Annotated in this window: 20 protein-coding genes; 6 read left to right on the top strand and 14 right to left on the bottom strand. The window is 70.9% G+C overall.

What is annotated here, in order from left to right; genetic code table 11:
• Positions 1-143: 143 nt before the first annotated feature.
• Positions 144-281, bottom strand: coding sequence for a SapB/AmfS family lanthipeptide (locus HUW46_RS23520; protein ID WP_215549333.1), 138 nt, complete (start codon positions 279-281; stop codon positions 144-146).
• Positions 282-316: 35 nt separating this feature from the next.
• A complete protein-coding gene (gene lanKC / locus HUW46_RS23515; protein ID WP_215549332.1) occupies positions 317-2,896 on the bottom strand; it encodes a class III lanthionine synthetase LanKC in 2,580 nt (859 codons plus the stop codon).
• 362 nt (positions 2,897-3,258) lie between these two features.
• On the opposite strand from lanKC, the gene HUW46_RS23510 reads away from it, so the two are divergent.
• Together HUW46_RS23510 and HUW46_RS23505 are read left to right on the top strand one after the other, a co-directional pair.
• Positions 3,259-3,624 carry a hypothetical protein gene (locus HUW46_RS23510; protein ID WP_215549331.1) on the top strand — a complete coding sequence of 122 codons (366 nt, stop codon included), beginning with the start codon at positions 3,259-3,261 and terminating at the stop codon, positions 3,622-3,624.
• The gene (locus HUW46_RS23505) at positions 3,608-4,009 is read left to right on the top strand and encodes a hypothetical protein (protein WP_215549330.1); all 402 of its coding nucleotides are present in this window, start codon (positions 3,608-3,610) and stop codon (positions 4,007-4,009) included. Before HUW46_RS23510 ends, HUW46_RS23505 begins: the two co-directional genes overlap by 17 nt.
• Before the next feature lie 41 nt (positions 4,010-4,050).
• On the opposite strand, the gene HUW46_RS23500 is transcribed toward HUW46_RS23505, so the two are convergent.
• The 3 genes from HUW46_RS23500 to HUW46_RS23490 are packed head-to-tail and all read right to left on the bottom strand — an operon-like array spanning position 4,051 to position 5,952.
• Positions 4,051-4,902 carry a M56 family metallopeptidase gene (locus tag HUW46_RS23500; protein ID WP_215549329.1) on the bottom strand — a complete coding sequence of 284 codons (852 nt, stop codon included), beginning with the start codon at positions 4,900-4,902 and terminating at the stop codon, positions 4,051-4,053.
• Complete coding sequence (locus HUW46_RS23495) at positions 4,899-5,249, bottom strand: BlaI/MecI/CopY family transcriptional regulator (protein ID WP_215549328.1); 351 nt, start codon at positions 5,247-5,249, stop codon at positions 4,899-4,901. Before HUW46_RS23495 ends, HUW46_RS23500 begins: the two co-directional genes overlap by 4 nt.
• Before the next feature lie 55 nt (positions 5,250-5,304).
• Entirely contained in the window at positions 5,305-5,952 is a 648-nt protein-coding gene (locus HUW46_RS23490) for a TetR/AcrR family transcriptional regulator (protein ID WP_215549327.1), read from the bottom strand.
• A 56-nt stretch (positions 5,953-6,008) separates the two neighbouring features.
• Here HUW46_RS23490 and HUW46_RS23485 point away from each other — a divergent pair, with 56 nt between their 5' ends.
• Positions 6,009-7,223: a multidrug effflux MFS transporter gene (locus HUW46_RS23485; protein ID WP_215549326.1), complete on the top strand. Its 1,215-nt coding sequence runs from the start codon at positions 6,009-6,011 to the stop codon at positions 7,221-7,223.
• Positions 7,224-7,559: 336 nt separating this feature from the next.
• Here the strand turns inward: HUW46_RS23485 and HUW46_RS23480 are convergent, their stop codons facing one another.
• Together HUW46_RS23480 and HUW46_RS23475 are read right to left on the bottom strand one after the other, a co-directional pair.
• Positions 7,560-8,660, bottom strand: a complete 1,101-nt coding sequence (locus HUW46_RS23480; RefSeq protein WP_215549325.1) for an NAD(P)/FAD-dependent oxidoreductase — start codon at positions 8,658-8,660, stop codon at positions 7,560-7,562.
• A gap of 79 nt (positions 8,661-8,739) precedes the next feature.
• Positions 8,740-9,537, bottom strand: a complete 798-nt coding sequence (locus HUW46_RS23475) for an ArsR/SmtB family transcription factor (RefSeq protein WP_442860990.1) — start codon at positions 9,535-9,537, stop codon at positions 8,740-8,742.
• A gap of 101 nt (positions 9,538-9,638) precedes the next feature.
• Here HUW46_RS23475 and HUW46_RS23470 point away from each other — a divergent pair, with 101 nt between their 5' ends.
• Positions 9,639-9,818, top strand: coding sequence for a hypothetical protein (locus HUW46_RS23470; RefSeq protein ID WP_215549323.1), 180 nt, complete (start codon positions 9,639-9,641; stop codon positions 9,816-9,818).
• 9 nt (positions 9,819-9,827) lie between these two features.
• Here HUW46_RS23470 and HUW46_RS23465 read toward each other — a convergent pair whose 3' ends face one another.
• The 6 genes from HUW46_RS23465 to HUW46_RS23440 all read right to left on the bottom strand — a co-directional run bounded on the left by HUW46_RS23465 (position 9,828) and on the right by HUW46_RS23440 (position 15,696).
• Positions 9,828-10,142, bottom strand: coding sequence for a hypothetical protein (locus tag HUW46_RS23465; RefSeq protein ID WP_215549322.1), 315 nt, complete (start codon positions 10,140-10,142; stop codon positions 9,828-9,830).
• Entirely contained in the window at positions 10,093-10,974 is an 882-nt protein-coding gene (locus HUW46_RS23460) for a helix-turn-helix domain-containing protein (protein ID WP_215549321.1), read from the bottom strand. Before HUW46_RS23460 ends, HUW46_RS23465 begins: the two co-directional genes overlap by 50 nt.
• A gap of 122 nt (positions 10,975-11,096) precedes the next feature.
• Positions 11,097-12,254 (bottom strand): Cmx/CmrA family chloramphenicol efflux MFS transporter, encoded by a 1,158-nt coding sequence (locus HUW46_RS23455; protein WP_215549320.1) that lies wholly within the window; start codon positions 12,252-12,254, stop codon positions 11,097-11,099.
• Between the two features lie 234 nt (positions 12,255-12,488).
• Positions 12,489-13,328, bottom strand: coding sequence for an SDR family oxidoreductase (locus HUW46_RS23450; protein ID WP_215549319.1), 840 nt, complete (start codon positions 13,326-13,328; stop codon positions 12,489-12,491).
• 11 nt (positions 13,329-13,339) lie between these two features.
• Entirely contained in the window at positions 13,340-14,812 is a 1,473-nt protein-coding gene (locus HUW46_RS23445; RefSeq protein WP_215549318.1) for a flavin-containing monooxygenase, read from the bottom strand.
• The gene (locus HUW46_RS23440) at positions 14,806-15,696 is read right to left on the bottom strand and encodes a patatin-like phospholipase family protein (protein ID WP_215549317.1); all 891 of its coding nucleotides are present in this window, start codon (positions 15,694-15,696) and stop codon (positions 14,806-14,808) included. Before HUW46_RS23440 ends, HUW46_RS23445 begins: the two co-directional genes overlap by 7 nt.
• Positions 15,697-15,776: 80 nt before the next feature.
• Between HUW46_RS23440 and HUW46_RS23435 the strand changes: the two genes are divergently transcribed.
• The gene (locus HUW46_RS23435; protein WP_215549316.1) at positions 15,777-16,370 is read left to right on the top strand and encodes a TetR/AcrR family transcriptional regulator; all 594 of its coding nucleotides are present in this window, start codon (positions 15,777-15,779) and stop codon (positions 16,368-16,370) included.
• Positions 16,367-17,404, top strand: a complete 1,038-nt coding sequence (locus HUW46_RS23430; RefSeq protein WP_215549315.1) for a serine hydrolase domain-containing protein — start codon at positions 16,367-16,369, stop codon at positions 17,402-17,404. The genes HUW46_RS23435 and HUW46_RS23430 overlap by 4 nt, the downstream gene beginning before the upstream one ends.
• Positions 17,405-17,811: 407 nt before the next feature.
• Here HUW46_RS23430 and HUW46_RS23425 read toward each other — a convergent pair whose 3' ends face one another.
• Positions 17,812-23,244, bottom strand: a complete 5,433-nt coding sequence (locus HUW46_RS23425) for a hypothetical protein (protein ID WP_215549314.1) — start codon at positions 23,242-23,244, stop codon at positions 17,812-17,814.
• Positions 23,245-23,310: the final 66 nt, after the last annotated feature.

The following is a 23,310-nucleotide window of genomic DNA, read 5'->3' as shown; positions in this document are numbered from 1 at the left end:
GCACCGCCGCGGGTTCTCAGGAGTCTTCTCGCGAGGACAGCTCCAACGTGGTGAATTGGCATTCATGAGTTGGAGATCCCGGAGTGAGAAGGCTGCTGAGGTTCCGCTACCCGCACCGCTACGCAAGCCGTCACCAAAAAGATCTAGTGGCAGGTGAGCAGGCTGATGGTGCTGTTGGCGCAGGAGGCCAGCAGCGAGAGGTTGGAGCCGTGGCCGCCGCCGTGGCCGCCGTCGACGCTCTCGGGGGCTTCCATCGCCTGCAGGTCGAGAACCATGTCCATGGTTATTGCCTTTCGCTAGTGTGTATTTCCACCGGTCACGAACGACCGGGGTTCGTGGGACGGTGCGAGCCGCCGAGGAACGGCAGGGCAGGCGCACCGTCGAGGGTGGCGGCGAGCGCGAGGAGCACGCCGGCGCCGCCGGTGTTGAGGTCCATCGAGAGCCGGAGCAGCTGGTTCCCCGGGAACGCGATGCCGTCGGAGTAGGCGACCGCGTACCAGCCGAACCGGGACAGGTGCAGCCGGACAGCGCGTTCGGTCGCCTCGTCGCGGTCGCGCCGCGCGGCGAGCGCGGTCATCAGGCCCGCCCTGCCGAACATGAGCCCGGGGTGGATGACGAACTCGCCGCGGCTGGCCTGCAACAGCCTCGGCAGCGCGGCGACGCTGTCCGCGTCCGGCCGGTACTCGCCGAGCTCCTCGGCGACCAGCGCGACGCCCGCGCTGCCGATGCCGACGTAGGGCAGCGTGCGTGCTTCGCCGTCGCGGACCTGGAGCGACTCGTCGTCGGCGGCCACGCATTCGTCGAGGTCGCGGCGGAGCGCGTGGTCGGCGAGCGCGAGCCACGACTCTTCGCCGGTGCATTCGTAGAGCCGCACGAACAGCAGCGCCGGGCCCGACCAGCCGCTGAGCAGGCCCGCCCTGCCGAACTTTCCGGGTGGTTCGGCCGACGGCAGCGCTTCGGCCAGCCGTTTCCCGATGGCGAGCGCGCGTTTGGTGTGCTCGGTGTCGCCGCGGGTGCCCGCGAAGTGCAGGAAGTTCAGGCCGATTCCGGCGAGACCGGTGTCGAGGCTGTGCTCCTTGGTCTGCTCGACCATGGTCGCCGCGCCGTCGAGCAGTGCGTCCGCTTCGCGCGCGTAGCCGAAGTTCTCGAGCACGTAAGCGATGCCGTGCGCACCGTCGTAGAAACCGGGGCGCGCGGGCGGTTCCCGTCGCACGTGGTCGAGCAGCCAACGCTCGTGCTCGGGGTACCGGCCTTCGCCCGCGGCGTCGAGCGCGTGCAGCACGCCCGCCGCGCCGTAGGCGAAGCACGCCCCGCCGACGCGGAACTGCTCGATGTCGCCGGGGAACAGGCGGTCCTGGCGTTCCGGGGTGGCGCTCGCCAGTATCGCCTGCCCGATGTTCTTGCGGACGAGCTGCCAGTCCGGCACCGGGTCGTCGAGCGCGGTCGCGGTCGCGGTACTGCCGCCGGATCGCGGGGCCAGGCCCTGCCGGATCTCGTCGACGTAGCCCTTCGGCAGGTCGAACCGCTCGGCGGCGAAGTCGACCAGGCTGTGCAGCTTGCCCGGTTCGAAGTCGAGGATCGTGTTCAGCGGCAAGAAGATCCAGAGCTTCAGCGCGGCTACCGCGTACGCGTCGATCTCGAAACCCGAGCGGTCGGCGGGCGCGCGGAAGCCCGGCGCGCCGAGCGCGGGCCGGTCACCGCTGTCCGCGTCGAAGGCCATCTCGAAGTCGATGATCGACACCGCGTCGACCTCGCCGGTGGTTTCGGTCGCTTCCGTCGTTTCGACGAGGACGTTCAGCGGGTGCAGGTCGCCGAAGACGATCCCGCGCTCGTGCACTTCGGCGACCATCCGCTCGACCTCCGCGACGAGCGCCATCGCACGGGCCCGGTAACCCGAAACGTCGGTGTGTTCCGCGTCGCGCCTGGTCAGCGGGTAGTTCCTGGCCAGCCACGAGCCCAGCGACAACCCGCTGACCTGCTCCATCGCCATGAAGTGGTGCTCCCAGACGGGAAACAGGTCGTAGACCTCGGGGATACCGGTGATCCCGCGGAGCCGGTCGAGCACGTCGTGCTCGCGGCGCAGCCTCGCCACCGCGTCGACCCCGGCCCGGTCGAGACCCGCGTGCGGTCTCGCTTCCTTGAGCACGAGCCGCTTCCCGTCGGCGAGCCGGTCAGCCAGGTAGACGCCGCCGCCGTTGGAGAAGTGCAGCGACGAGGTCACGCGGTACGGGAACTGCCGCGGATCGCCCCCCTTGCGCGCCGCGAGGTGCGGGACGAGGCATTCGGGCAGCGGCTCCCAGTCTGGCACCACGAAACGGGGCCCGCGCTCGTCGGGCACCAGTGTGCCGTCCGGTTTGGTGATCGCCAGGACCCTGGCGCCGTCCGCCTCGACCCACTGCTCGGCGAATCCCCCGTACCGGACGTAGAGCGGCCCGTCGCCGTAGCGAAGATCACTGAGAATATAGGGGCCGGACTGCCCGGCCAGCACGGATGAAAGATCGACAAGAACACGTTCCAGCTCTTTGTTGTCCGCCGGATAAATAGTGACGAGCTTGCCACTCGCCTCCCGCGGCGCGTATTTCGAATTGCGGGCGAGCAAGATCGATCTTGATCTGAGGTGCTTGAAGGAATAATCGTCGCGAACGCAGTAGCGGTACACGGAGGCCAGCACCTCGTCGGCGTTGCCGAGGTTGGCGCTCACGTGAATTTTCCACCCCTGCAACGGAAGCTGGCGGCCCAGCCGATGCAACGACCGCCAGATGCCCCGATCGGAAGCGACCCACCCGTCTGGCACCGGAAGGGCTCGCGAGAAATCATCGTCCGGTGCACCCGATTCGCGCTGTTCGTCGAAGAACAGCGGATCCGCGAAGCAAAACGCCTCGTAGCGGAGGTCCATCGGGTTCCCTTCCGTCACTCGATCGCAGGCACTCTTTCCGGTGCCGGAACCATTCCCGCACAACCGGCACGCGACGGCCAATCCGCCATATCGGGGTTTCGGCTGCGCTGTTCGAGGTAGGCATTTAGGCGGCCAACCAGCCAGTAACCCAACTCTGGGTGAAAGCGAGGTCCAGACCAACCACCCTGATGACGTGTAACAGAATCCGGCACCGGAATAAGGGCAGGTGACACCCGCGGCACCAAACGTCGCAGCCCGTCACCCGCGGTGGGTTTGTTTCTTTCCAAAGCGCTCCGCGGCAAGCCGGTGCGACCCGTTCGGAGGCGGTTTCCTATACTACGAAAGGTAGTATTGGAGGACCGGTGATCACAGGATTCGGCGTGACCGTCGCCGCGTGCGCCGCCGCGGTGGCGGTGTGGAGCTTCGTGCTCGCCGCGCGTGGGCGCGAACCCCGGCGGCCGCTGCTGTACGCGCTCGGATTCGTCGAGCTGCTGCTGGTGGCGCAGCTGGTGATCGGTGTCGTGCTGCTCGTCGGCGGGGACCGGCCCGGCAGCATGGCGACCTACCTGGCCTACCTGATCGGCTCGCTCGTCGTGCTGCCCGTCGGCACGGTGTGGGCGCTCGCCGAACGGAGCCGGTCGAGCACGGTGGTGCTCGGGATCGCCTGCGTCGCCATCCCGGTCATGGTCCTGCGGTTGAGCGAGGTGTGGCATGGCGCGAGTGCGTGACGAGAAGAAGACCGCGACCGGGCCGGGCCGGATCCTCGTCGCGGTGTACGCGATCTTCGCGCTCGCCGCGACTTCGCGGGCGGCGGTGCAGCTGTCCACCAAGTACCACGAAGCGCCGCTCGCCTACCTGCTGTCCGCGTTCGCGGCCGTGGTGTACCTGGTCGCGACCGTCGCGCTCGCCCGCTCCGGGCGGACGTCGTGGCTGGTCGCGCTGATCGCGTGCGGTGTGGAGTTCGTCGGCGTGCTCACCGTCGGCACGCTCAGCGTCTTCGACTCCGCCGCGTTCCCGCACGCGACCGTGTGGTCGGGCTACGGGCAGGGCTACCTCTTCATCCCGCTGGTGCTGCCGGTGATCGGCCTCTACTGGCTGCGCCGCACCCGCTGATTCCCGGTCGTCCGGAGTGCGTTTAGCCCGCTAAACGCAGTTCAGGAGGGCCAGACGAAGAGGGTCAGCGGGGTGAGCAGCGCGGCCAAGGCGGTCGCCACCGCCAGCAGGCGGACGCCGAGCGCGGCGGCCGGGCGCGGGTGCCGCAGCCGTTCGATCCGCGCGAGCGTGCCGACCGAGCCCGCGGCCAGCCCGCCCGCCGGGGCCGCCGAGGTGCCGAACTTCTCCAGTGCCGAAGCGAGCACCGCGCGGCCGTGCCGCCGCGCCGCCGACTCGTCGGCGCACATCTCCACCAGCAGCCCGATCGCGGACAGCGCCCGGCGCGGGACGAACAGCCGCCACGCCTGGAACGGTTCGAGCACGAGGTGGTGCCGCTGCCGCAGGTGCGCGCGTTCGTGCGCGAGCACCGCGCGCAGCTCGTCGTCGGTGAGCAGTTCGCGCGCGCCCGCGCTGATCACGATCCGGGGTTGCCTGCCCGGCAGGCAGTAGGCGACCGCGGCCGAGTGGTCCAGCACGAGCGCGTCGCCGTCGGTGCGCGCGACGAGCGCGAGCAGCCCGCGGTGCCGGGCCCGCACGCGCGCGGTGCTCGCCACCAGCCGGATCAGGCTCACCACGAGCCATACGGTCAGCGCGGTCGCGGCCAGGATCACCGGGTTCGGCACGTGCCCCTCGTCGACGACGCGCGCGAGGCCGGGCAGTACCCCCAGGTGGTACGGCTCGAGCCCGAGTTCGAACAGCAGCCCGATCGCGGAAACCACGCCGGCGCACAGCACGAGCTGCCACAGCACGAGCGCGGTGCGCGGGCTCGCGTGCGTCCAGGTGCCCCGCGGCAGCCACCACATCGCCGACACGGCCATGCCGAACGTGACGAAGTGGTGGAATGCGTAGATCATCGCGGGTTTTCGAGCGCCCGACGCAGTGCTTCGGCTTCGTCGGTGCTCACCGAGTTCGCGAACCGGACGAGCGCGGGGCCACGGTCGCCGGTGAGGGCGAGCGCTTCCAGCATCAGCTCGGCGATGTAGTCCTCGCGCTTGGCGGCGGGCACGTACCGCCACGCCCTGCCGTCCCGCTCGCGCCGGACGAGCCCCTTGTCCGCGAGCCTGGTCAGCACCGTCATCACGGTGGTGTAGGCGAGATCGCGCTCGGCGAGGTCGGCGTGCACGACGCGGACGGTGGCGGGTTCGCCGCGATCCCACAGCGCGTCCATCACCGCGCGTTCGAGCTCGCCAAGCCTGCCCACGAAAGCTCCCTCGTCCGCCCTGCCCCAGCTCGCCAATGCTACCGGACGTAGTAGGTCATCCGTGTTCTCGCTGGGCCGCCCGCCACGCCTCGTGCATGTCCTCCCAGGTACCCGGCCGGGCGGTCAGCGGAGTCGCGTTGGGGGCGCGGAGGCCGTCGAGGACCACGCCGAGCAGGCGCTCCTGCACGCCGGGCGGCGCGATCACCTTGGCCGCCCGCTGGCTCCGCAGCTCGCCGAGCAGGAACACGATGTCGTGCGCGTTGACGTCCGCGCGCAGGCCGCCTTCCGCCTGCGTCCGTTCGACGAGCGCCTGCACCGCTTCGCGCGCCCGCTTGCTGCGCGCGAGCATCTCCTCGGTGGGCCGGACGGCACCCGAAATCCGGGGCGCGCCGGTGATTCCCGCGTCTGCGCACGCGTGCACGAAACCCAGGAAGCCCGCCCAGGCGTCCGGCTCGTCGAGCGCGCGCAGCGCTTCCCGTTCCGTCCGCTCCATGGTGTCGCGCATGATCGCGCGCATCAGGTCGTCCTTGCTCGGGTAGCGCCGGTAGAGCGCGCTCATGCCGACCCCGGCCCGGTCGGCGATCGCGGACACCGGCGCGTCCGCCCCCAGCTCGGCGAACACTTCCCGCGCCGCGACGAGGATGCGCTCGTCGTTGCGGTAGGCGTCGCTCCGGCGCGCTCGCGTCTGCGGTTCGGGAGACATGGGCCACAGCATACGAGGGTGGAACGGAATGCTCCGTTCCCCCTAAGCTTGCGGCCATGAGCGTCACTGGGGTCTCCACCTATCGGCCGACCGCGGGCCGGGTCGCCATCCTGGGCGGGCTGTCGGCGTGCGCGCCGATGTCCGTCGACATGTACCTGCCGTCGATGCCGCAGATCGCCGCCGACCTGCACACCGGCGCGTCCCAGGTCCAGCTCACGCTGACCACGAGCATCCTCGGCCTCGCGTTCGGGCAGCTGGTCCTCGGTTCGCTGTCCGACGCCTTCGGCAGGCGGCGGCCGCTGCTCGCCGGACTCGCCGTCTACACCGTGCTTTCCCTCGTCTGCTTGATCGCGCCGAACGCGACGGTGCTGATCGCGCTCCGGTTCGCGCAGGGGTTCGCCGGTGCCGCCGGGCCGGTGCTGGCCAGGGCCATCGTGCGCGATCTGACCTCCGGCGCGGCGATGGCGCGGCTCGTGAGCATGCTGATGCTAGTGACGAGCCTCGCGCCGATACTCGCCCCGGCCCTCGGCGCGCAGTTGCTCGCTTTCGGTTCGTGGCGCGGGGTTTTCGTCGCGCTCGCGGTGTTCGGGGCGGTGCTGCTCGTGGCCTGCGCGCTGTGGCTGCCCGAAACGCTCCCGTCGGAAGCGCGGCACACCGGCGGGTTGTCGACGAGCCTTCGCGCCTACCGGACCTTGCTCGCCGACCGCACCTTCCTCGGCTACGCGCTCACTTCGGGCCTCGTCTTCGCGGGGTACTTCGGCTACCTGTCCGGCTCGGCGTTCGTGCTCGAACAGGGCCACGGACTGTCCACACAGGAATTCAGCGTCGTGTTCGGCGCCAACGCCATCGGGTTGCTCGCCGCGGGGCAGTCCAACGCGTGGCTGGTCCGCCGCTACCCGCCGCGCCGCATGCTGATCATCGGCGTGGTGGCCGGGGCCGTCGCCGTGGTGGCGCTGACCGCCGCCGCGCTCGCCGGGCTCGGCCTGCCCGCGCTGCTGCCGCCGATGTTCGTCGCCGTGGCCGCGATGGGTCTGGTCGCGCCCAACTGCACCGCGCTGGGCATGGCGGACCACCCGTCGATCGCGGGCAGCGCTTCGGCATTGCTCGGCGTGCTGCAGTTCGTCGCGGGCGGGATCGCCGGACCGCTCGTCGGCCTCGGCAGCGCGGGTGGCGCCTCCGATCTGTCCATGGCGCTGGTGATGCTCGTGGGCGGAGTGGGCGCCCTGTTGTTCATTCCGCGGCGGGGATCCCGCTCGACGCCCCGAAAGTGACCTTCGGGGCGCTCAGGTCCCCGAAGGTCGCTTTGCTGTCGGGTGCGGGTCGCGGTGATTGGGCGAGAGGAGTGATGGGGAGGAGGCCGTGGTCCCCGAAGGCCACCTTCGGGGAATCTAGCGCCACTTTCTCGGCCCTCGCAGGCATGCGGGCGAGGTGGCTCGTGCCCCGAAGGTGGCCTTCGGGGCGTTAGACGCCACAAATCCGCCCCTCGCGCACCCGACAATCACAGGGCCCATGCCGCGAAAGTGGCCTTCGGGGCGCTCAGGTCCCCGAAGGTCACTTTCGGGGCAGGGGAGCCTGCGGCACCATCCGACGTTCGGTGTCCGGGTGTGTCACGGTGAAGTCGGCAGCACGGGGTGGCGTTCGAACAGGATGGTGCCGCGTACCACCGCTTCCTTGTAGAAGGCGGCGATCCTGCCCTTCAGCACGGCATCGACCGGGCTGTCGTCGGCGCGCACGAACTGGATCAGCGCGTCGCGGCGGCCGAGGCTGATGCACTGGTTGAAGTACCGGAACCGCGGGGAGCCCGTGGCCTTCCCGGCGAGCACTCGCACGGCGTGCTGTGTGGTCGGAAGCCCGGTGGCGCAGGCCATCCGCAGTTCGAGGCCGTTGGCGAGGCGGATCGCGGCGGCGTCCCCGATCGCGATGACATCAGGGTGTGAGACCGAGCGGAGCGCCTCGTCCACGACCATCCTGCCCGCCGCGTCCACGTCGAACCCGGCCTCCGCCGCGATCGACGACACCACGAACCCGGCCGTCCAGACGACCGTGTCGGCCTCGACCGTGTCACCGTCGGCGAGCACGAGCCCGTCGGCGCGGACTTCGATCACCTTCGCGTTTTCCCTGACGTCGACGCCGAGCCTGCCGAACACGCGGTGCAGGTGCCGGGTGCCGCGTTCGGACAGCGCCGCGCCGAGCGGGCCGCCGGTGACCAGGCTGACCTTCAGCCCCGGGTGGGCTTCCGCGAGTTCCGCCGCCGCTTCGACACCGGTCAGCCCGCCGCCGACCACCGCGACGGTCCTGCTCCCGGAAAGCTTGGCGCGCAAGCGTTCCGCGTCGGCTCGGCTCGCGACGGTGTAGGCGTGTTCCGCCGCACCGGGAACGCCGTCGAGGTTCGCGTGGCTGCCGAGCGCGTAGATGAGCTTGTCGTAGCCGATCGGGGCGCCGTCGTCGAGCAGCACTTCGCGGGCGTCGGGGTCGATCGCGCGAACCCGGCCCACGACGAGCCGCGCGCCGGTGCCCGCCAGCAGGTCCCGCAACGGCAGGTCGCGCAACCGCTGCCCGCTGGCGAGCTGGTGCAGCCGGACCCGCTCGACGAAGCGGTCGCTCGCGTTGACCAGGGTCACCTCGGCGCCGGTCCACTTCGCGGCCAGCTTGGCCGCGGCCAGTCCGGTGTATCCGGCGCCGACCACGACGATCTTTTCCGCTGTCATTTCGGGACTCCCTCCTGTGGGTCGCACCATGAAGACTGACCAGGAGCGGAATGTGTGACAGCGCGGGCCGTGAAGCGAGTCACATCTCCCAGGGCGCCCTCGGCAGGACGTGACCGGTCTCGAGCAGCGACTTGAGGTTCGACAGCACGGCGGCCCAGCCCTTGGCCGCGCTTTCGCGCTCGGCTTCGTCGGCGAGGTTTTCGTGGGTCACGGTGAGCCGGACGATCTCGCCGTGCGGCTCGATGTCGAAGGTGACCTGGGACGGCTCACCATCCGTGCCCGGCAAGGACCAGGTGATCACGAGTTTCGCGGGCTCGGTGCTCTCCACGATCGTGCCCGCCACGTCGGCGATGCCGGACCCGTCGGTGCGCTGGTGCTCCCACGCCGAACCGGGCTGCCAGTCCGAAACGTTGCGGTGGCCCCAATATTCAGCGGTGAGATCGGCGTCGGTGAGCGCCTGCCACACCTTTTCCGGGGTGCTTTCGATATAGATCACGTATCGCGAAGCGATTCCTTGGGGGGTGGTGGCTGGGTGACGGGTGGGCACGTAGACGAAGGACGGTTTCGTCATGAGGTTCTCCGCTCGGTTCTTCAGCGTGCTCAGCGCGCGAAGACGCGGCCGCTCGTACTTGTCGATCCACCGTTCCTGGATCTCGTGCAGCGGAACGGGGTTGAGGTAGTGCAGTTTTTCGCGGCCGCGGCGCACGACGCTGATCAGGTTGGCCGCCTCCAGCACCTGCAGGTGCTGGGTCGCGGACTGCCTCGTCATCCCGACGCCTTCGCACAGCTCGCCCAGCGTCTGCCCGTTCCGCTCGTGCAACCGGTCGAGCAGGTACCGCCGGGTTTCGTCGGCGAGCGCCTTGAAGACCTCGTTCAGCACCTCTCCGATTATGCAGGTAAATACCTGCATGTCAACCGGATGACCGGAACCGGGCAGGCGATGGGCATCGCGGCCGGGACGGGCTAAGGTCGCCCGCCATGGAGAAGCCACCGGTCAGCGGGTGGACGCTGGCGTTCTACGCGGCACTGCCGCTTGCCGGGCTGTTCGTCGCCTACACCGGCCTGCTCAGACCGAACCTGGTCCAGGTCGCGATGGGGTTGTGCGGCACCGCGTTCGGGGCCAGGATGTTCATCGTCCTGCGCAGGCGGCTGCGCTGACGACCGTCCTCAATGACCGTCCGAAAAGGACGGATCGACGACCACGCGAAAATGCCGTGCGGTGGTGTCGAAATCGGCGAGCACGGCGCGGGCCGCTCCGCTCACGTTGGCCGTTTCGACGTCCCGCCCCGTGAACCCGCGCACGTCGTCGAGACCGTCGAACAGGGTCATCGTCAGAAATCCGGTGTCCCGGCGCAGCAGGTAGGCGCCGCGGAAACCCCTGAGGTCCCGCAATTCGGCCAGCACCGCACCGCGGAACACCTCTTCGTAGGCGTCAGCTTTCGCGCTGTTTTCCGCCCGTGCCTGCCACAGTCGTCCGATCATCACGCCCTCCTCGGTTGTCACCGCGAGCGTGGCCGGTTTCGGCAGCCACGGCTTGAACATTCGTGCTCAGCAGTTCGCGGGCCTTGCTCGGCGGCAGGCCGAGGTGGTCACGCAGGGTCCTGGTGAGATGCGCGTGATCGGCGAAGCCGAGATCGGCGGCGAGCCCGGCAAGATCGGCCTCTCCCTCGGTCAGCCGGTCCAGCGCGGCGCGAACCCGGACCCCGGCGCGGAACCTCGTGAGCGTCTGACCGGTCTCCTCGTGGAACACCCGGCTGAGGTGCGAGCGCGAGACGGCCAGCGTCGCGGCCAACTCGCCGATCGTGGCGCGAGCGGGATCTTCGAGCAGTGCTTCGCGCGCGGCCTCCGCGAGACGGCGGTGCGCGGGCGAGGATTTCGGGGCGGCGCGCCACGTCACGGCGCCCGCGAGGCGCACCACGCGCTCGGTCAGTTCGAACTCGTCCGCGCCCGCTCGCGTCCGTGCGACGAGCACGCGGTGCGCGAAATCGACCCGCGCCGCGACCGGCACCGGCGCGCACGGGGCCCAGCCGTCCGGCAGCATCGACTCGGCGACGGTGACGACGGTGCACACGTCCTCGCGGCCGGGCCGGTGCGCGATCGCCTGCTCGTCACCGGGACCGCTCGCGTACCCGGTGCCGGGATCCACCAGCCCCGTCCAGCGGGGCAGCCGGAGCCGGAAAAGGCCGCGCCGCACGAAGACCAGCCGGTGCCCGGCGCTCGGCACCGGCTCCGACCACGAGGGCGCGCGCTCGACGATGCGCAGTTCGTCGAGCGCGAACCCGTCACCGCGCGCCAGCCCCGTCGTGCGCCACATGGACCGACGATAGACCCGGTGACGGCTCCGCGGCCCCGAAAAATGTCGGTGCCCTCGAATAGACTCGAAATCGGGGGTCCCCCCAGCGAACGAAAGGTAGAGTTCGTACGCCGGGGGGCTTTTCAGCGCGTCCGGCTCCGGGTCGGCACCCTGCTCAGCGCGAAGACGGCGAACGCGAGCGCGACCAGTGCGGCGCTCACCCACACCGGCGAGCGGAACCCGCCGCCGGCGCCGATCGCGAGCCCTCCCAGCCACGGGCCCGCGGTCGCGCCGACGTTGAACGCGGCCGTCGCGAGGGCGCCCGCGAGCGTCGGCGCCCCGGTCGCCACCGAGAACACCCGCGCGACCAGCGTCGAGCCGACACCGAACGACAGGATTCCCTGCACCAGCACGAACACGACCGCCAGCACCGGAACCCCGGCGGCCAGCGCGAACACCACCCACCCCGCGCACAGCGCGGCCGAACCGGCCCACAGCAGCGCGAGCGGCCGCGCGTCCGCGATCCGGCCACCCACCGCGACCCCGACGAACGACCCCGCGCCGAACAACGCGAGCAGCGCGGGCATCCAGCCCTCCCCGAATCCGGTGACCCCGGTGAGCAGGGGCGTGAGATAGGTGAACGTACAGAACGTGGCGCCGTTGACGAGCGCGCCCAGCAGCAGGACCACCAGCACCCGCGGGTTCCGCAGCACGCGCAGTTCCTCGCGCGCGGTCGTTCCCGACGCCGACGGCGGCCTGCCGCCGGGAATGGCGCGCAGGATCGCGAACACCGCGGGTACCGACAGAACCGCGACGGCCCAGAACGCGGCGCGCCAGCCCCAGTACTGGCCGAGCAGCGCGCCCGCGGGCACACCGACGACGCAGGAGAGGGTGACCCCACCGACCACAGTGGACGTAGCGCGGGCTTTCAAACCCGGCTCCACCAGTGCGTTCGCCGTCGCGAGCGCGGTGGCCCAGAATCCGGCGTTCGCGAGCGCGCCCACCACCCTGGCGCACAACAGCACCTCATAGCCGGGCGTGAGCGCGCCGACGACGTGCACCGCGATGAACACGACCAGGAAACCGGTCAGCGCGCGCCGCCGCGACCAGCGCAGGCCCAGCACCGCCATCAGCGGCGCGCCGATCACCATGCCGACGGCGAACGCCGAGGTCAGCAGGCCCGCGGCGGGGATGGACACGTGCAGGTCCCGCGCGATGTCCGCGACGAGACCGGAAAGCATGAACTCGGAGGTCCCCTGCGTGAAAACCGCGAGGCCGAGCATGTACACAGCGAAAGGCATGACAGAACTCCGCACACCGAAGGGCGGCGGCTGTCCACAAAGGAGGGACGCCCACCACCGGAGGAACCCCGCGAAAGGGCGGGGTGAGGACACGAGCCGTTCCGATGGCAGGGTTCAGCGACACGGGAAACGCGCGCCGCGAAAGCCACCGGAAAATCGGTGGCTAGAGTCTGGATGCCTCAGGGGTGGACATGACCGGAGCTTAACAACGCCGTGTGAACGAAGTCCACGCGGTTATTCGCCGGATTGTCCCGCGACGCGGCGTTCGTAGGCGGCGCGCACCTCGTGGTCCATCTGCGTGAGCGCGCGGTCGTCGCGGGCGAGCCGCCTGCCGAACCGCATCACCGGCTCGGGCACCACCGCGGCGAGGAGGTCCCACACGCCGAGGTAGCCGGGCACCGGGATCTCGGCCCTGCGGCTGCGCACGCTGCGGACCACCGCGGCCGCGATCACCTCGGGGTCCACCGTCGCCATGCCCTTGCCGAGCGGCACCCCCGAGGACAGTTCGGTGCGCACCGCCGACGGCAGCACCGCGCTGACGCTCACGCCGGTGCCGTCCAGCTCGCGGCGGACCGCGGCGGTGAGCCCGACCGCGGCGAACTTGCTCGCGTTGTACACCGCCATTCCGGGGATCGGGATCTTGCCCGCCATCGACGCGATGTTCACGATGTGCCCGCGCCGCCGCGAAACCATGCCCGGCGCGACCGCCCGCATGCCGTGGATGAGGCCCCACACGTTCACGTCGAGCGTGGTCTTCGACAGCGAGTCCGGCTCGTCGAGGAAGCGGCCCAGCGGCATCACGCCCGCGTTGTTGACCAGCACGTCGATGCGGCCGTGCTCGGCGGTCACCTCGTCCGCGAAGGCGCCGAAGGACTCCTTCGACGTCACGTCGAGCTTCTTTCCCGTGACACCAAGGGTTTTCGCGGTGTCCGCGGCCGCGTCGGCGTCGAGGTCGCCGACCACCACCTTCGCGCCGAGCGCGGTGAACGCCGCCGCGGTGGCGCGGCCGATCCCGCGGCCACCGCCCGTGATGGCCACGACCGCGTCGCGGATTTCGATACCGGGGTAGGACATTCGAAAACTCCTCACACCGAAGCGCGGTCGTCGGACCGGGTCGTGATCGTGTAGGCCGCCGGGTCGAACCGGGTGATCCGCCTGCGCATCGCACCCGTCGACCACGGCCAGCTGAAACTGTTGCGCCCGTTGACATCCAGATAGTAGCTGGAACAGCCACCCGCGTTGTAGACCGTGCCGGGCAGCGCCGCCTGCACCTCGGCGTTGAAGGCGTCCTGCACGTCCTTCCGGACGTCCACACTGGACCAGTTCCCGGCGCGGATGCGGCCGATCGCCGCGGTCACGTAGGCCAGCTGCGCCTCCATGATCATGAACGCCGACGAGTGCCCGGTGCCCAGGCTCGGCCCGAGCAGCAGGAACGCGTTGAGGAACCCGCTGGTCACAGTACCGAGATACGCTTCGGGGCTGCCCTTCCAGTGTTCGGCGAGGCTGCGCCCGTCGGCACCGAAGACGCGGTCGGCGATCGGCATGTCGAGGATGTGGAACCCGGTGCCGAAGATGATCGCGTCCACCTCCGCCGACGAGCCGTCCGCGCCGACCACGGTGTTCCCGTCGACCTTCGCCACCGCCGTGGCGTGGACGTCCACATTGGACTTCGCGAGCGCCGGGTAGTAGCTGTTCGACATCAGCAGCCGCTTGCAGCCGAGCGTGTAGTCCGGGGTCAGCGCCTTGCGCAGGGCGCGGTCGCGGATGGTGAGCCGCAGGTGCGCGAGCCCGATCCGCTGCACCAGCCGCAGGATCCACGGGTGCCGGAAGCCCAGTCCGAGCGCCTCCATCGCACCGTATTCGGCGGCGCGCAACGCCCGGCGCGCGGCGGGAACCTTGCGCAGCAGCCAGCGTTCCGCCTTGGGCACGTAGTGGTCCGGTTTCGGCAGCACCCACTGCGCGGTGCGCTGGAACACGTGCAGGCGCCCCACCTGTTTCTGGATCTCCGGCACGAACTGCACCGCCGACGCCCCGGTGCCGACCACGGCGACGCGTTTGCCGGTGAGGTCGTAGTCGTGGTTCCAGCGCGACGAGTGGAACACCTCGCCGTCGAACCCGTCCAGGCCGGGCAGTTCCGGGATGAGCGGCTCGTGCCACGGCCCCGCCGCCGCGATCACGATCTTCGCGGTGAGGCGGCCGTCGGTGGTGTCCAGCTCCCAGTGCTCGCCCTTCCACTCGGCGCGCAGCACCTCGACGCCGAACCGCAGGTGCCCGGTCACGCCCGCCTTTTCCGCCGTGTCGACCAGGTACCGGCGGATCTCGTCCTGCCCGGCGAACGCGCGCGTCCACTCCGGGTTCGGCGCGAACGAGTACGAATAGAGCGCCGACGGCACGTCGCACGCGCACCCCGGATAGGTGTTCGCGCGCCAGGTTCCGCCGAGGCCATCGGCCTTCTCCAGCACGGCGAAATCGGTAATGCCCATGCGCCGCAAGCTGATCGCCGCGCCGATTCCCGACGCGCCCGCGCCGATCACCAGCACCTCGAAGTCGTTCACCATGCCGCCACCTTCGCCTTGGTCGTGCGCAGCGCCGTTTCGAGTGTGCGCCGCCGTCGCCTGCCGTCCATGAAGTTCGCGCCCATCACCGCCAGGTCCTCCGGCCCCGGTTCGAGGCGGAGCACCCGCGTCCCGCGCGCCGCGATCTCGGTGTCGAGCTGACGGGTCATCGGCGCGCGCAGCAGCCGTTCGAACCGCGAGAAACCCTTGCCCGGCACGGGTTCCGCCGAACTCATCGGCGCCAGGACCACGATTTCGTCGAGATCGTCCGGCAGCAGGTCGACCGACGCCGGGGACGCGGCACCGCCGTCGACGTAGCGCCGCCCGCCGATCTCCACCGGCGGGAACCAGCCCGGGATCGCCCAGGACGCGCGGACCGCGTCGGCGAGCCGAGTCTCCGGCGCGCCGGGGGAACCGAAGGCCACCCTGTCGCCGGTGTCGTAGTCGACGCCGACGACCCACGCGCTCGGATGCGCCACCCAGCCCGTCGGCGCGAACGTGTCCGCCAGTTCGGCGAGCCAGGACGCGTCACCGCGACCGATCGGCAGCAGGCCGGAAGCCCTGGTCATCGGCGAGGCGTTTCCTCGAACGAGCTTCGGCGATCCGAGGCGGAATCGCGGTACCGGCGGGAATCTGCCCGGCGCCGCCGCGAGGTGCGCGCGCAGTTCCGGTCGCGCTTCGGGCTTTCCGATCTGGGCGTCGAGCAGCTCGCCGACGCCCACACCGCCGCCGAGCATCGTCACGAACTCGGCGCCCGCGGACGTGCCGATCATCGCCGCCGCCTCGCGCGGGTCCCAGCCCAGCGCTTCCTCGACGGCGACCAGCGCGCCGACCGTCCAAGCCGCACCCAGCGTGCCTCCGCAGCCGATGGCGAGACCTCGTCGCACCCGTGCCTCCTCGTTGCCGACCAGAATCGGAGACTATCAGTATTCAAAAACCAACGGTACCCATGAGTTAAACTCGGGCCATGCCCCGCCTCACCCGAGCCGAGAACTCCGAGCGCATCCGCGAGCAGCTCGTCGCAACGGCCAGGACGCTGTTCCTCCGCGACGGGTTCGCCGCGACCTCGCTCGACGCGATCGCGAACGCGGCCGGGTATTCGAAGGGCGCGGTCTACTCGAACTTCCGCAACAAGGACGACCTGTGCCTCGCGGTGCTCGACCGGATCCACGCCGAGCAGACCGGGCGGATCGTCGAGGCGATGAGCGGCGCGCGGACCGTCGAAGAGCGCTTGACCGCGTTCGAACGGTGGGCCGAGGCGAACATCGGCGACGAGGCGTGGACCTCGCTCGAAGTGGAGTTCGCGTTCAGCGCCGGCCGCGATCCGCGGATCCGCGCGGAACTGTCCGAACGCGACAGAGTGGTGCGCGGGCTGCTCGCCGGACTGGTCGACGCGAACGCGGGCGAGTTCGGGATTTCCCTGCCGATGCCCGCCGAAGACGTCGCGACCGCGCTGCTCAGTCTCGGTATCGGGCTCGGCGTGCAACGCGCGCTGGACCCGTCGGTGCCGGTGTCGGTGCTGACGAGCACGATCCGGGTCATGCTCGGCGCGCGCTCGTGAACCCGGTGGCCGAACTGGTCGCCGCACGCGGCGCGAAGGCCCAGCTCGTGGTGGTCCGCGACGGGGAAGTGCTCGTGGACAACGCTTTCGGCTGTTCGCCCGATGTCCCGTTCCTGCTGTTCTCCGCGGGCAAACCGTTCGTCGCGGTGCTCGTGCACCTCTTGGCCAAACGCGGCCTGCTCGGGCTCGACGATCCGGTGGCCCGGCACTGGCCCGAATTCGGGCGGCACGGCAAGGAAACCGTCACGATCCGGCAGGTGCTCCAGCACCGTTCCGGGGTGCCCGTCGCGCGCGGAATCCGCCGTGACGCGCTCGTGGCGGCGAACTGGCCGCGGTCCGTCCGCGCGCTCGAACGGGCGCGACCGCGGTGGCCGCCGGGCGAGGTGCCCGCGTACCACATCCTCAGCTACGGGTTCGTCCTCGGCGAACTGGTCCAGCGGGTGACCGGGAAGGACCTGCGGGACGTGCTGCGGACCGAACTCCTCGACCCGCTCGGCCTTTCCCGGACGCACCTCGGCACGCCTGCCTCGCTGTGGCGCGACCGTGTCCCGGTGCGCGCTCGGGGAATGGACGGCAAGATCCGGCAGGCGGTGTTCAACCGCCGCGCCCTGCGCCAAGCCGTCATCCCGGCCGCGACGATGTCGAGCACCGCACGGGACCTGGCGCGGTTCTACCGGATGTTGGTGAACGGCGGGGAACTCGACGGCGTCCGCGTCCTCTCCCCGGACACGGTCGCCGAAGCGCGGCGACCGTCCAGCGACGGCGAAACCGACCGGCTGCTCCGGCTGCCGATCCGGTGGTCGCAGGCGTTCCAGCTCGGCGGGCCGGGACCGGACCCCGCGCGCCCGCGGCCGATGGGCCGGACCAGCGGACGGAACACCTTCGGCCACAACGGTTCCAACTGCTGCCTCGGCTGGGCCGATCCTGATCGCGGGCTCGTGTTCGCTTACTTGACGAACCTGCTGGAAAGCGGCCTCGAAGGCGCACCGCACCAATGCGAAGTGAGCGACGCCGTCCTCGCCGCGTACGGCTGATCTCCGGCGGCCGGACACCACGGCGGTATGCCCTGAAGGTGGCCTTCACGGCATTGAGTGCCGTCATGGTGGTCATCAGGGGCGTTCGGTCGAGGCCGTGCTCTGGAGGACGCTCCTGCGGGGATCGGGGTGGGTGGCTCGCGGGCGTTCGCGTTCTGTTTCCTGCCCCGAAGGTGGCCTTCGGGGCAGCTAGCGCCGCGAACTCCACCCTCGCTTGGCGGCGGCAGCCTGCCGGGGCGCCCTGAAGGCCACCATGACGGCACTGAGCGCCCCGAACTCGACCCTCACAACACCATCCCGTGCTGAAGCCACCACGGCGGTATGCCGTGATGGCCACCTTCACGGCATTGAGCGCCGTGTTCAGCGCCGTCAAGGTGACCATCAGGGACATTCGCGGGCCCGCACGGTCAGAGCGGGGTGCCGTGCACGATGACTTCCGCTTGGCGGGGCAGGTCCACCGGCGGGGTCGGCAGGCGCAGGCGCAGTTTCGCCGTCTCCACGGGGGCCGCGAGCAGGTGGGTGTGCACCGCGGTGTCCGAGAGCAGCGGCCCGGCGGGAACCCAGGCGGTCGCGGCGTTCTGGTAGTCCAGCCGCAGGTCGCGCCACCAGGATTCGGGGCGGCGCGCGTCCTCGACGACGGTGATGCCGGTGACGCGGCACGGGCGCGGCAGGTCGAGGTACAGGTACGACTCCAGTCCCGGTGTCTCCGCGGGGAATTCGACCGGGCCCCATTCGCCGGGGGCCGGGGTTCGCGGGGTCAGGTTTCCGTCCACCACTTCGGGCCGGTCCACGAGCCGCGCCACCCGGAGGTCCAAATAGGACTTTCCGCCGGTCATCAGGTTCGGACGCAGCGGCGCCGGGTCGGGTTCGGCGTTGCCCCAGCCGTCGATGCGGCTGACCGGCACGGTGTCCGGTGCGAGCAGCCTGCCCCGGACGTCCGCTCCGGCGCTGGTCACCTTGGTGCGCCAGCGCGGGGTGTAGTCGCGGCCGAGCCGGTGCACGTCACCCATCCAGGTCGCGGCGAGCAGATCCCCGCCCGGTAGCCACGCGACGGCGGGAAGCGCTTCGAGATCCCGTTCCAGCAAAGGGTTTCCGTCGGTGTCGAGCACGACGAGCGTGCCGATCTCGGTGCCCATCGCGAGCCGCCCGTCGGGCGCGAACACGGGGCCGCGCAGGAGATCGTCACCGCCGTACACCCAGCGCTCGGCGCCCGGGGCGGCCAGGTCGAAGCAGCGGAGCTGGTTCTTGCCGACGACGGCGAGCCGCGAGCCGTCCGCGGAAAGCGCGGCCTGGTCACCGTCCACCGGGAGCGTGCGGCGGAGCGCGCCGGTCGCGAGGTCGAGCACGAAGACCAGCCCGCCGCGGCAGTTCGTGAGCGCGGCGCAGGTTCGGCCGTCCGCGGAAACCACCAGCGAGCGCACGGAGCCGGGCCCCTTGGCGCCCGTCTGGACGGCGAGCAGGTCGACACTCCACAACGGACTGTCTGATGCGGACTGATGGAAGTGGACGGTCGTGCCGTCCGCGACTAGCAGCGAATCACCGGCCGCGGCGAGCACCGCGGGCGCCCTGCTGCCGAACTTCGCGTCGCGCGGAGTGTCCCGGTGCCAGCCGGCCCACTCGCCCGCTTTCCACACCGCGATCCCGATACTGCCCGACGTCGCGACCCACGCCCCGCTCGACGGCACCGCGAACCCGCCGTCGTTGCGCTGCTGCAACGCTTGCACAGCACGGTAACCGAGGCGGGACGGGAGTCCATAAAGGTCGAACCGCCGCGATGGGACGCCGTCCGCGCCGAGCAGGTAGAGGCCGTAGCCCTGCGGCCGGTCGAACGCGGTTCCGGCGACCGCGAACCCGGCACCCGCGCGGCCGGGCGCGAAGGCGAAGTGCTGCCCGATCCGGCGCTGCCAGCGGACCGCGCCGGTGGCCAGGTCGATGCCGTGCGTGTTCGCGTCCCAGTCGAACCCCGCCAGCACCGCCGCGGCGCCGTCGGCGGAAACCGCGACACCGCGCAGTTTCGCGCCGAACCGGGACCGCGCGGGCCGGAACGGTTCGACGGCCTCGGCGGGACGCGCCTGCACCCGGCCGGTCGCGGCAGGCGGGATTCCGGTGAGGTCGAGCGGCACCGGCACGCCGGGCACGTCGACGGACATCGCCGCCGAACGCCCGCTGAACAACTCGGTGGCCGTCACGGTGCACCGCCCGGCCACCGTGAGCGGGGGCGTGACCGTCCCGCGGGCGCCACTGGATCCCGCGGCCGCGGCGCGCTCGTCGAACGCGGCACCCGCGGCGTCGCGGACCACGACCCGCACCGGGACGCTCGCCGGAATCCTGGCTCCGGTCGGCCCCGCGACCTCGGCCGACCAGGCGATTTCGCGGCCGGTCAGCTCCACGACCAGGCGCACCTCGCGGATTTCCGCCGGGAGGACCGCGAAGACCGCGAACGGCAGGTGCCGCAGCTCCGCGGTCACCGCGCCGTCGACGGGCGTGACCCGCGTACCGCCGAACACGTCGTAGACCGCGCCCTCGCGCCCGCGCAGCCCGATCCGCGCGGTCAGCGGCGCACGGCTCGCGTTCCCGCTCGCGGTGCGCGCGAGCAAGCCCTGGTCGAGCCCGAGCAGTGCGTCGTTGGCGACGAACAGGTACTTGGCTTTCTCGGAAACACGTTGGGAGACAAGCACTTCCGGCTCTCGGACACCGTCGACGTGCACGTCCGCCACCGGCTCGGTCACCGTGGCCAGCACCCGGCGCAGCTCGGCGACGTGCCCGAGCACGGCTTCGCGCCAGTACGCGGCGGCGGAATCGGTGTTCGCCTCGTACACGTCGAGCGGCACGGCGTCGAAGGAGACGCCGAGCGGCCTGCTTTCCGGTACCACGGCGGCGTTGCAGGTGCCGTCGCGGAACACCGGGACGCGCGCCGCCTTGATCGCCGCGGCCACCGCGGGCTCCGGCTCGAACTGCTCGTCCACGAGCAGGATCGCGTCGAACCCGGTGAGCGGCGTGCTCGCGAGGTCCTCGGCGTACACGATGGTCGCCGGGAAACCCGCCAGCAGGCACGACAAATAAGCCTCGTGCACGCGGCGGAGGTGCAACGGCAGGAACGGCCACGGCGACAACCGGAAGGCGCGACCGGAGAGCAGGATCGCCAGCCGATCCGAACCCTCCAAAGTGGACAGCCATGGTCCGTGCTCGCGCAGCAGCGCACCCAGCGCGCGGTACACCGACACCATGCCGGGATAGCCGCTGCGCCCGTCCTCCGGCGCGAACCGGTACGGCTCCGGGATCGAACCAGCGGTCCCCGCGCTGTCCGCGCCCCGCAGCAGCGCCAGCCCGTGCATGGCCAGCACCTGTTCGCCGGTGCCGGTGTCGTTGTGGTGCTCGGCGTGCAACAGCGTGCGCTTGCCGGGCCGCCGCCGCAGGTCGTGCGCCAGCGCGGTCCAGCCAGGCACCGTCATGCCCTCGAACTGGAAGTGCAGATCGACCTCGTCGGCCCCGTCGAACGACAGCGGCGCGTAGACGTTGCCGTTGTTGAACGAACCGCTCGCCGCGGTGACGAGATCCGGGTACCGCGCCCGCAGGTGCTCGCCGAACTCGCGCCACAGCGCGGGCGCCACGGTCAGCCGTTCGCCGGATTTGGTGTCGTGCAAGGGATCCCACCGGCCGGTGACCCGGCTCCGCTCCAGCACGCGCTGGTACTCGGGGTCCTTCGCGGCCTGCGCGTCGGCGTCCTGGAGGCCGCTGCCGAGCCACCAGTTCGCCGCCCACACCCAGCCCCGGAACCCGGGTTCGCCCGCCAGTGCGTCGCTGACCTGGTCGATGTCGGCGAGCAGTCGCTCACGGGTGCGCCCGTCGATCTTGCCGTCGCTGTACGGCAGCCCGGCGTCCATGTTGAGCAGGATCGCCATCAGGGTCGCGCCGTACGCGCCGTAGCCGGTGACGGCCTGGCTCGCCGCGGGCAGTGTGATCGCGCGTTCCGGCGGGACGACGCCGTGCGCGGTGAGCCAGTCCCGCAGCGCAAGAGTGTCCGCGAGCGCGTGACCAATGTCGAGATCGCCTTTGCGGCCGCCGCCGATCCGTTCGGCGAACATCCGCACGCCGAGCGTCCTGGTCCGTTCCAGATGCGCCACCACTCGGTCGGGAAGGTCCGATGTGGACGGTGTCGGCGCGGTCCACGGGTAGGCGGGGCGGTAGTCGCCGTACTGGAGATAGGGGAACGGTGACGGCGGCTGGCCAGGCCCGATGCGCAGCGGCTGGTCGGCGGTGGTGCGCCCGGCCACGCGGGCACGCAGCCGGTAATCGCCGGGCGGTAGCAGCGCGGTGAGCCGACCGTCCACTGTGAACACCGCGGCCGGGGCCACCTTCCCCGCGGCGAGCACGCGACCAGTGGCATCGGTGAGTTCCACCGGAACCTCCGCCGCACCGTCGGCGATCACCTGGGCTTCGATCCATTCACCGCGGCCGTAGCACAGGCGGTTGACCGGTTCCCTGGTCGTCTTCAGGTCCGCGCCGACGGCCCGGCTCACGTTCGCGCGGGTGATCACCGCCGCCGAGCCGGACCCACCGGGTGCGCGGACTTCGAGCCAGCGCCGCACCGCCCACTCCGGCTCCGCGCCGCGCTGCCAGCCCGCGGTCTCCGCGGTGATCTTGAGCTGGATCAACCCGGTCAGCTCCGGCGGGACCGCGATGGTGAACCCGGTGCCGCCCGGCGTCAACGCGAGCTCGCGGTAGTCGAGGCAGCCGAGCGTGCGCGCCCACACCCGCCACCGCGGCGGCGCCAGCGCCGTGACCTGACCGTCCTCGTGCCGTTCGAACGCGAGCTGGACCGGGACCGCGGTGCCCGCCGTCCACGGCCCGAATTCGCTCGTGTCATCGGGGAAAACAGCCGTCAGCACGTCACGGTTCGGCTCCACGGTCCGGAAGTGCGTCCCGTCCGCCAGGTGGTAGCACCGGAACAGTTCGTCGTCGGTGTTGAGCTGGACGAACACCACGCCGTCGAGGATCCGCACCGCCCTCGGCTGCGCGGTCCACTTCGGACCGGTCAGCGGAAGGTCGCCGAGGTCCTTCTCGACGTCCTTGTCGAGGCGGTACCGCTGCAACCGCGGGCTGTCCAGGTTTCCCGGTTTCAGGATGTAGAGCACGTCGTTGTCGTCGACCTCCCAGCCGCCGAGACCGTAGGACGGCTCGTCGGGCTGGACGCCGAGCACCTTCCTGCCCTCTTCGAAGAACTGCCCGCCCCTGGCCACCAGCCTGCGCACGAACGACCCGCCGGGCGCGGAGTAGAGCACGTACACGTACCCGGTGCCGCGGACGAGCACGCGGAGGTCCATCGGCAGCTCGGAGTTTTCGGGCAGCGGCAGGCCGAAGCTCTGCACCACCGGCACCGGCGCGGCAGGGGCGAGCACCTCGACGAGGTCGCGCACCGTCTTCCCGTCCGGCAGCAGCTCGCGGTTGAGCACGTAGAAGCCCTTGTCGGGGCGGGTGCTCGCCTCGACCTTCATCGGGTTGCGCCAGTACGGGTCCAGCGCCTTGTACCGCCTGGTGCCGATCTCGGTGAAGTCCGGCGCGAGCACGGTGACCTTCGGCGAATGGTGCGGATCGCAGCGCGCCAGCACCCCGTCGGCGTTCGCGGTCACGTTGCGCAGGCCCCACAGCGGCCGCGGCGTTTCCACCACCGTCCGGTCGGAGCCGTCGGCGTTCATCCGCAGGATCGCGTCGATCCGCCCTCGATCGAGGTCGGCCCCCGCGCCGAGGTAGACCTTGCCGTCGCGCCCCACCGTCAGCCGGGCGGTGCGGCCGGTCAGGATCGCGTGATCGCGTGGAACCACCTGTCGTACCGTGATCATGACCCAGTGATATCGAGGCCGCGGTCCGCGCACAGTGGACGATCGGGCAGGTGTTCGGGCAGGCTG

The organism is Amycolatopsis sp. CA-230715, from assembly GCF_018736145.1.
Lineage (GTDB): Bacteria > Actinomycetota > Actinomycetes > Mycobacteriales > Pseudonocardiaceae > Amycolatopsis.
This window is presented reverse-complemented; position numbering and strand designations above follow the sequence as displayed.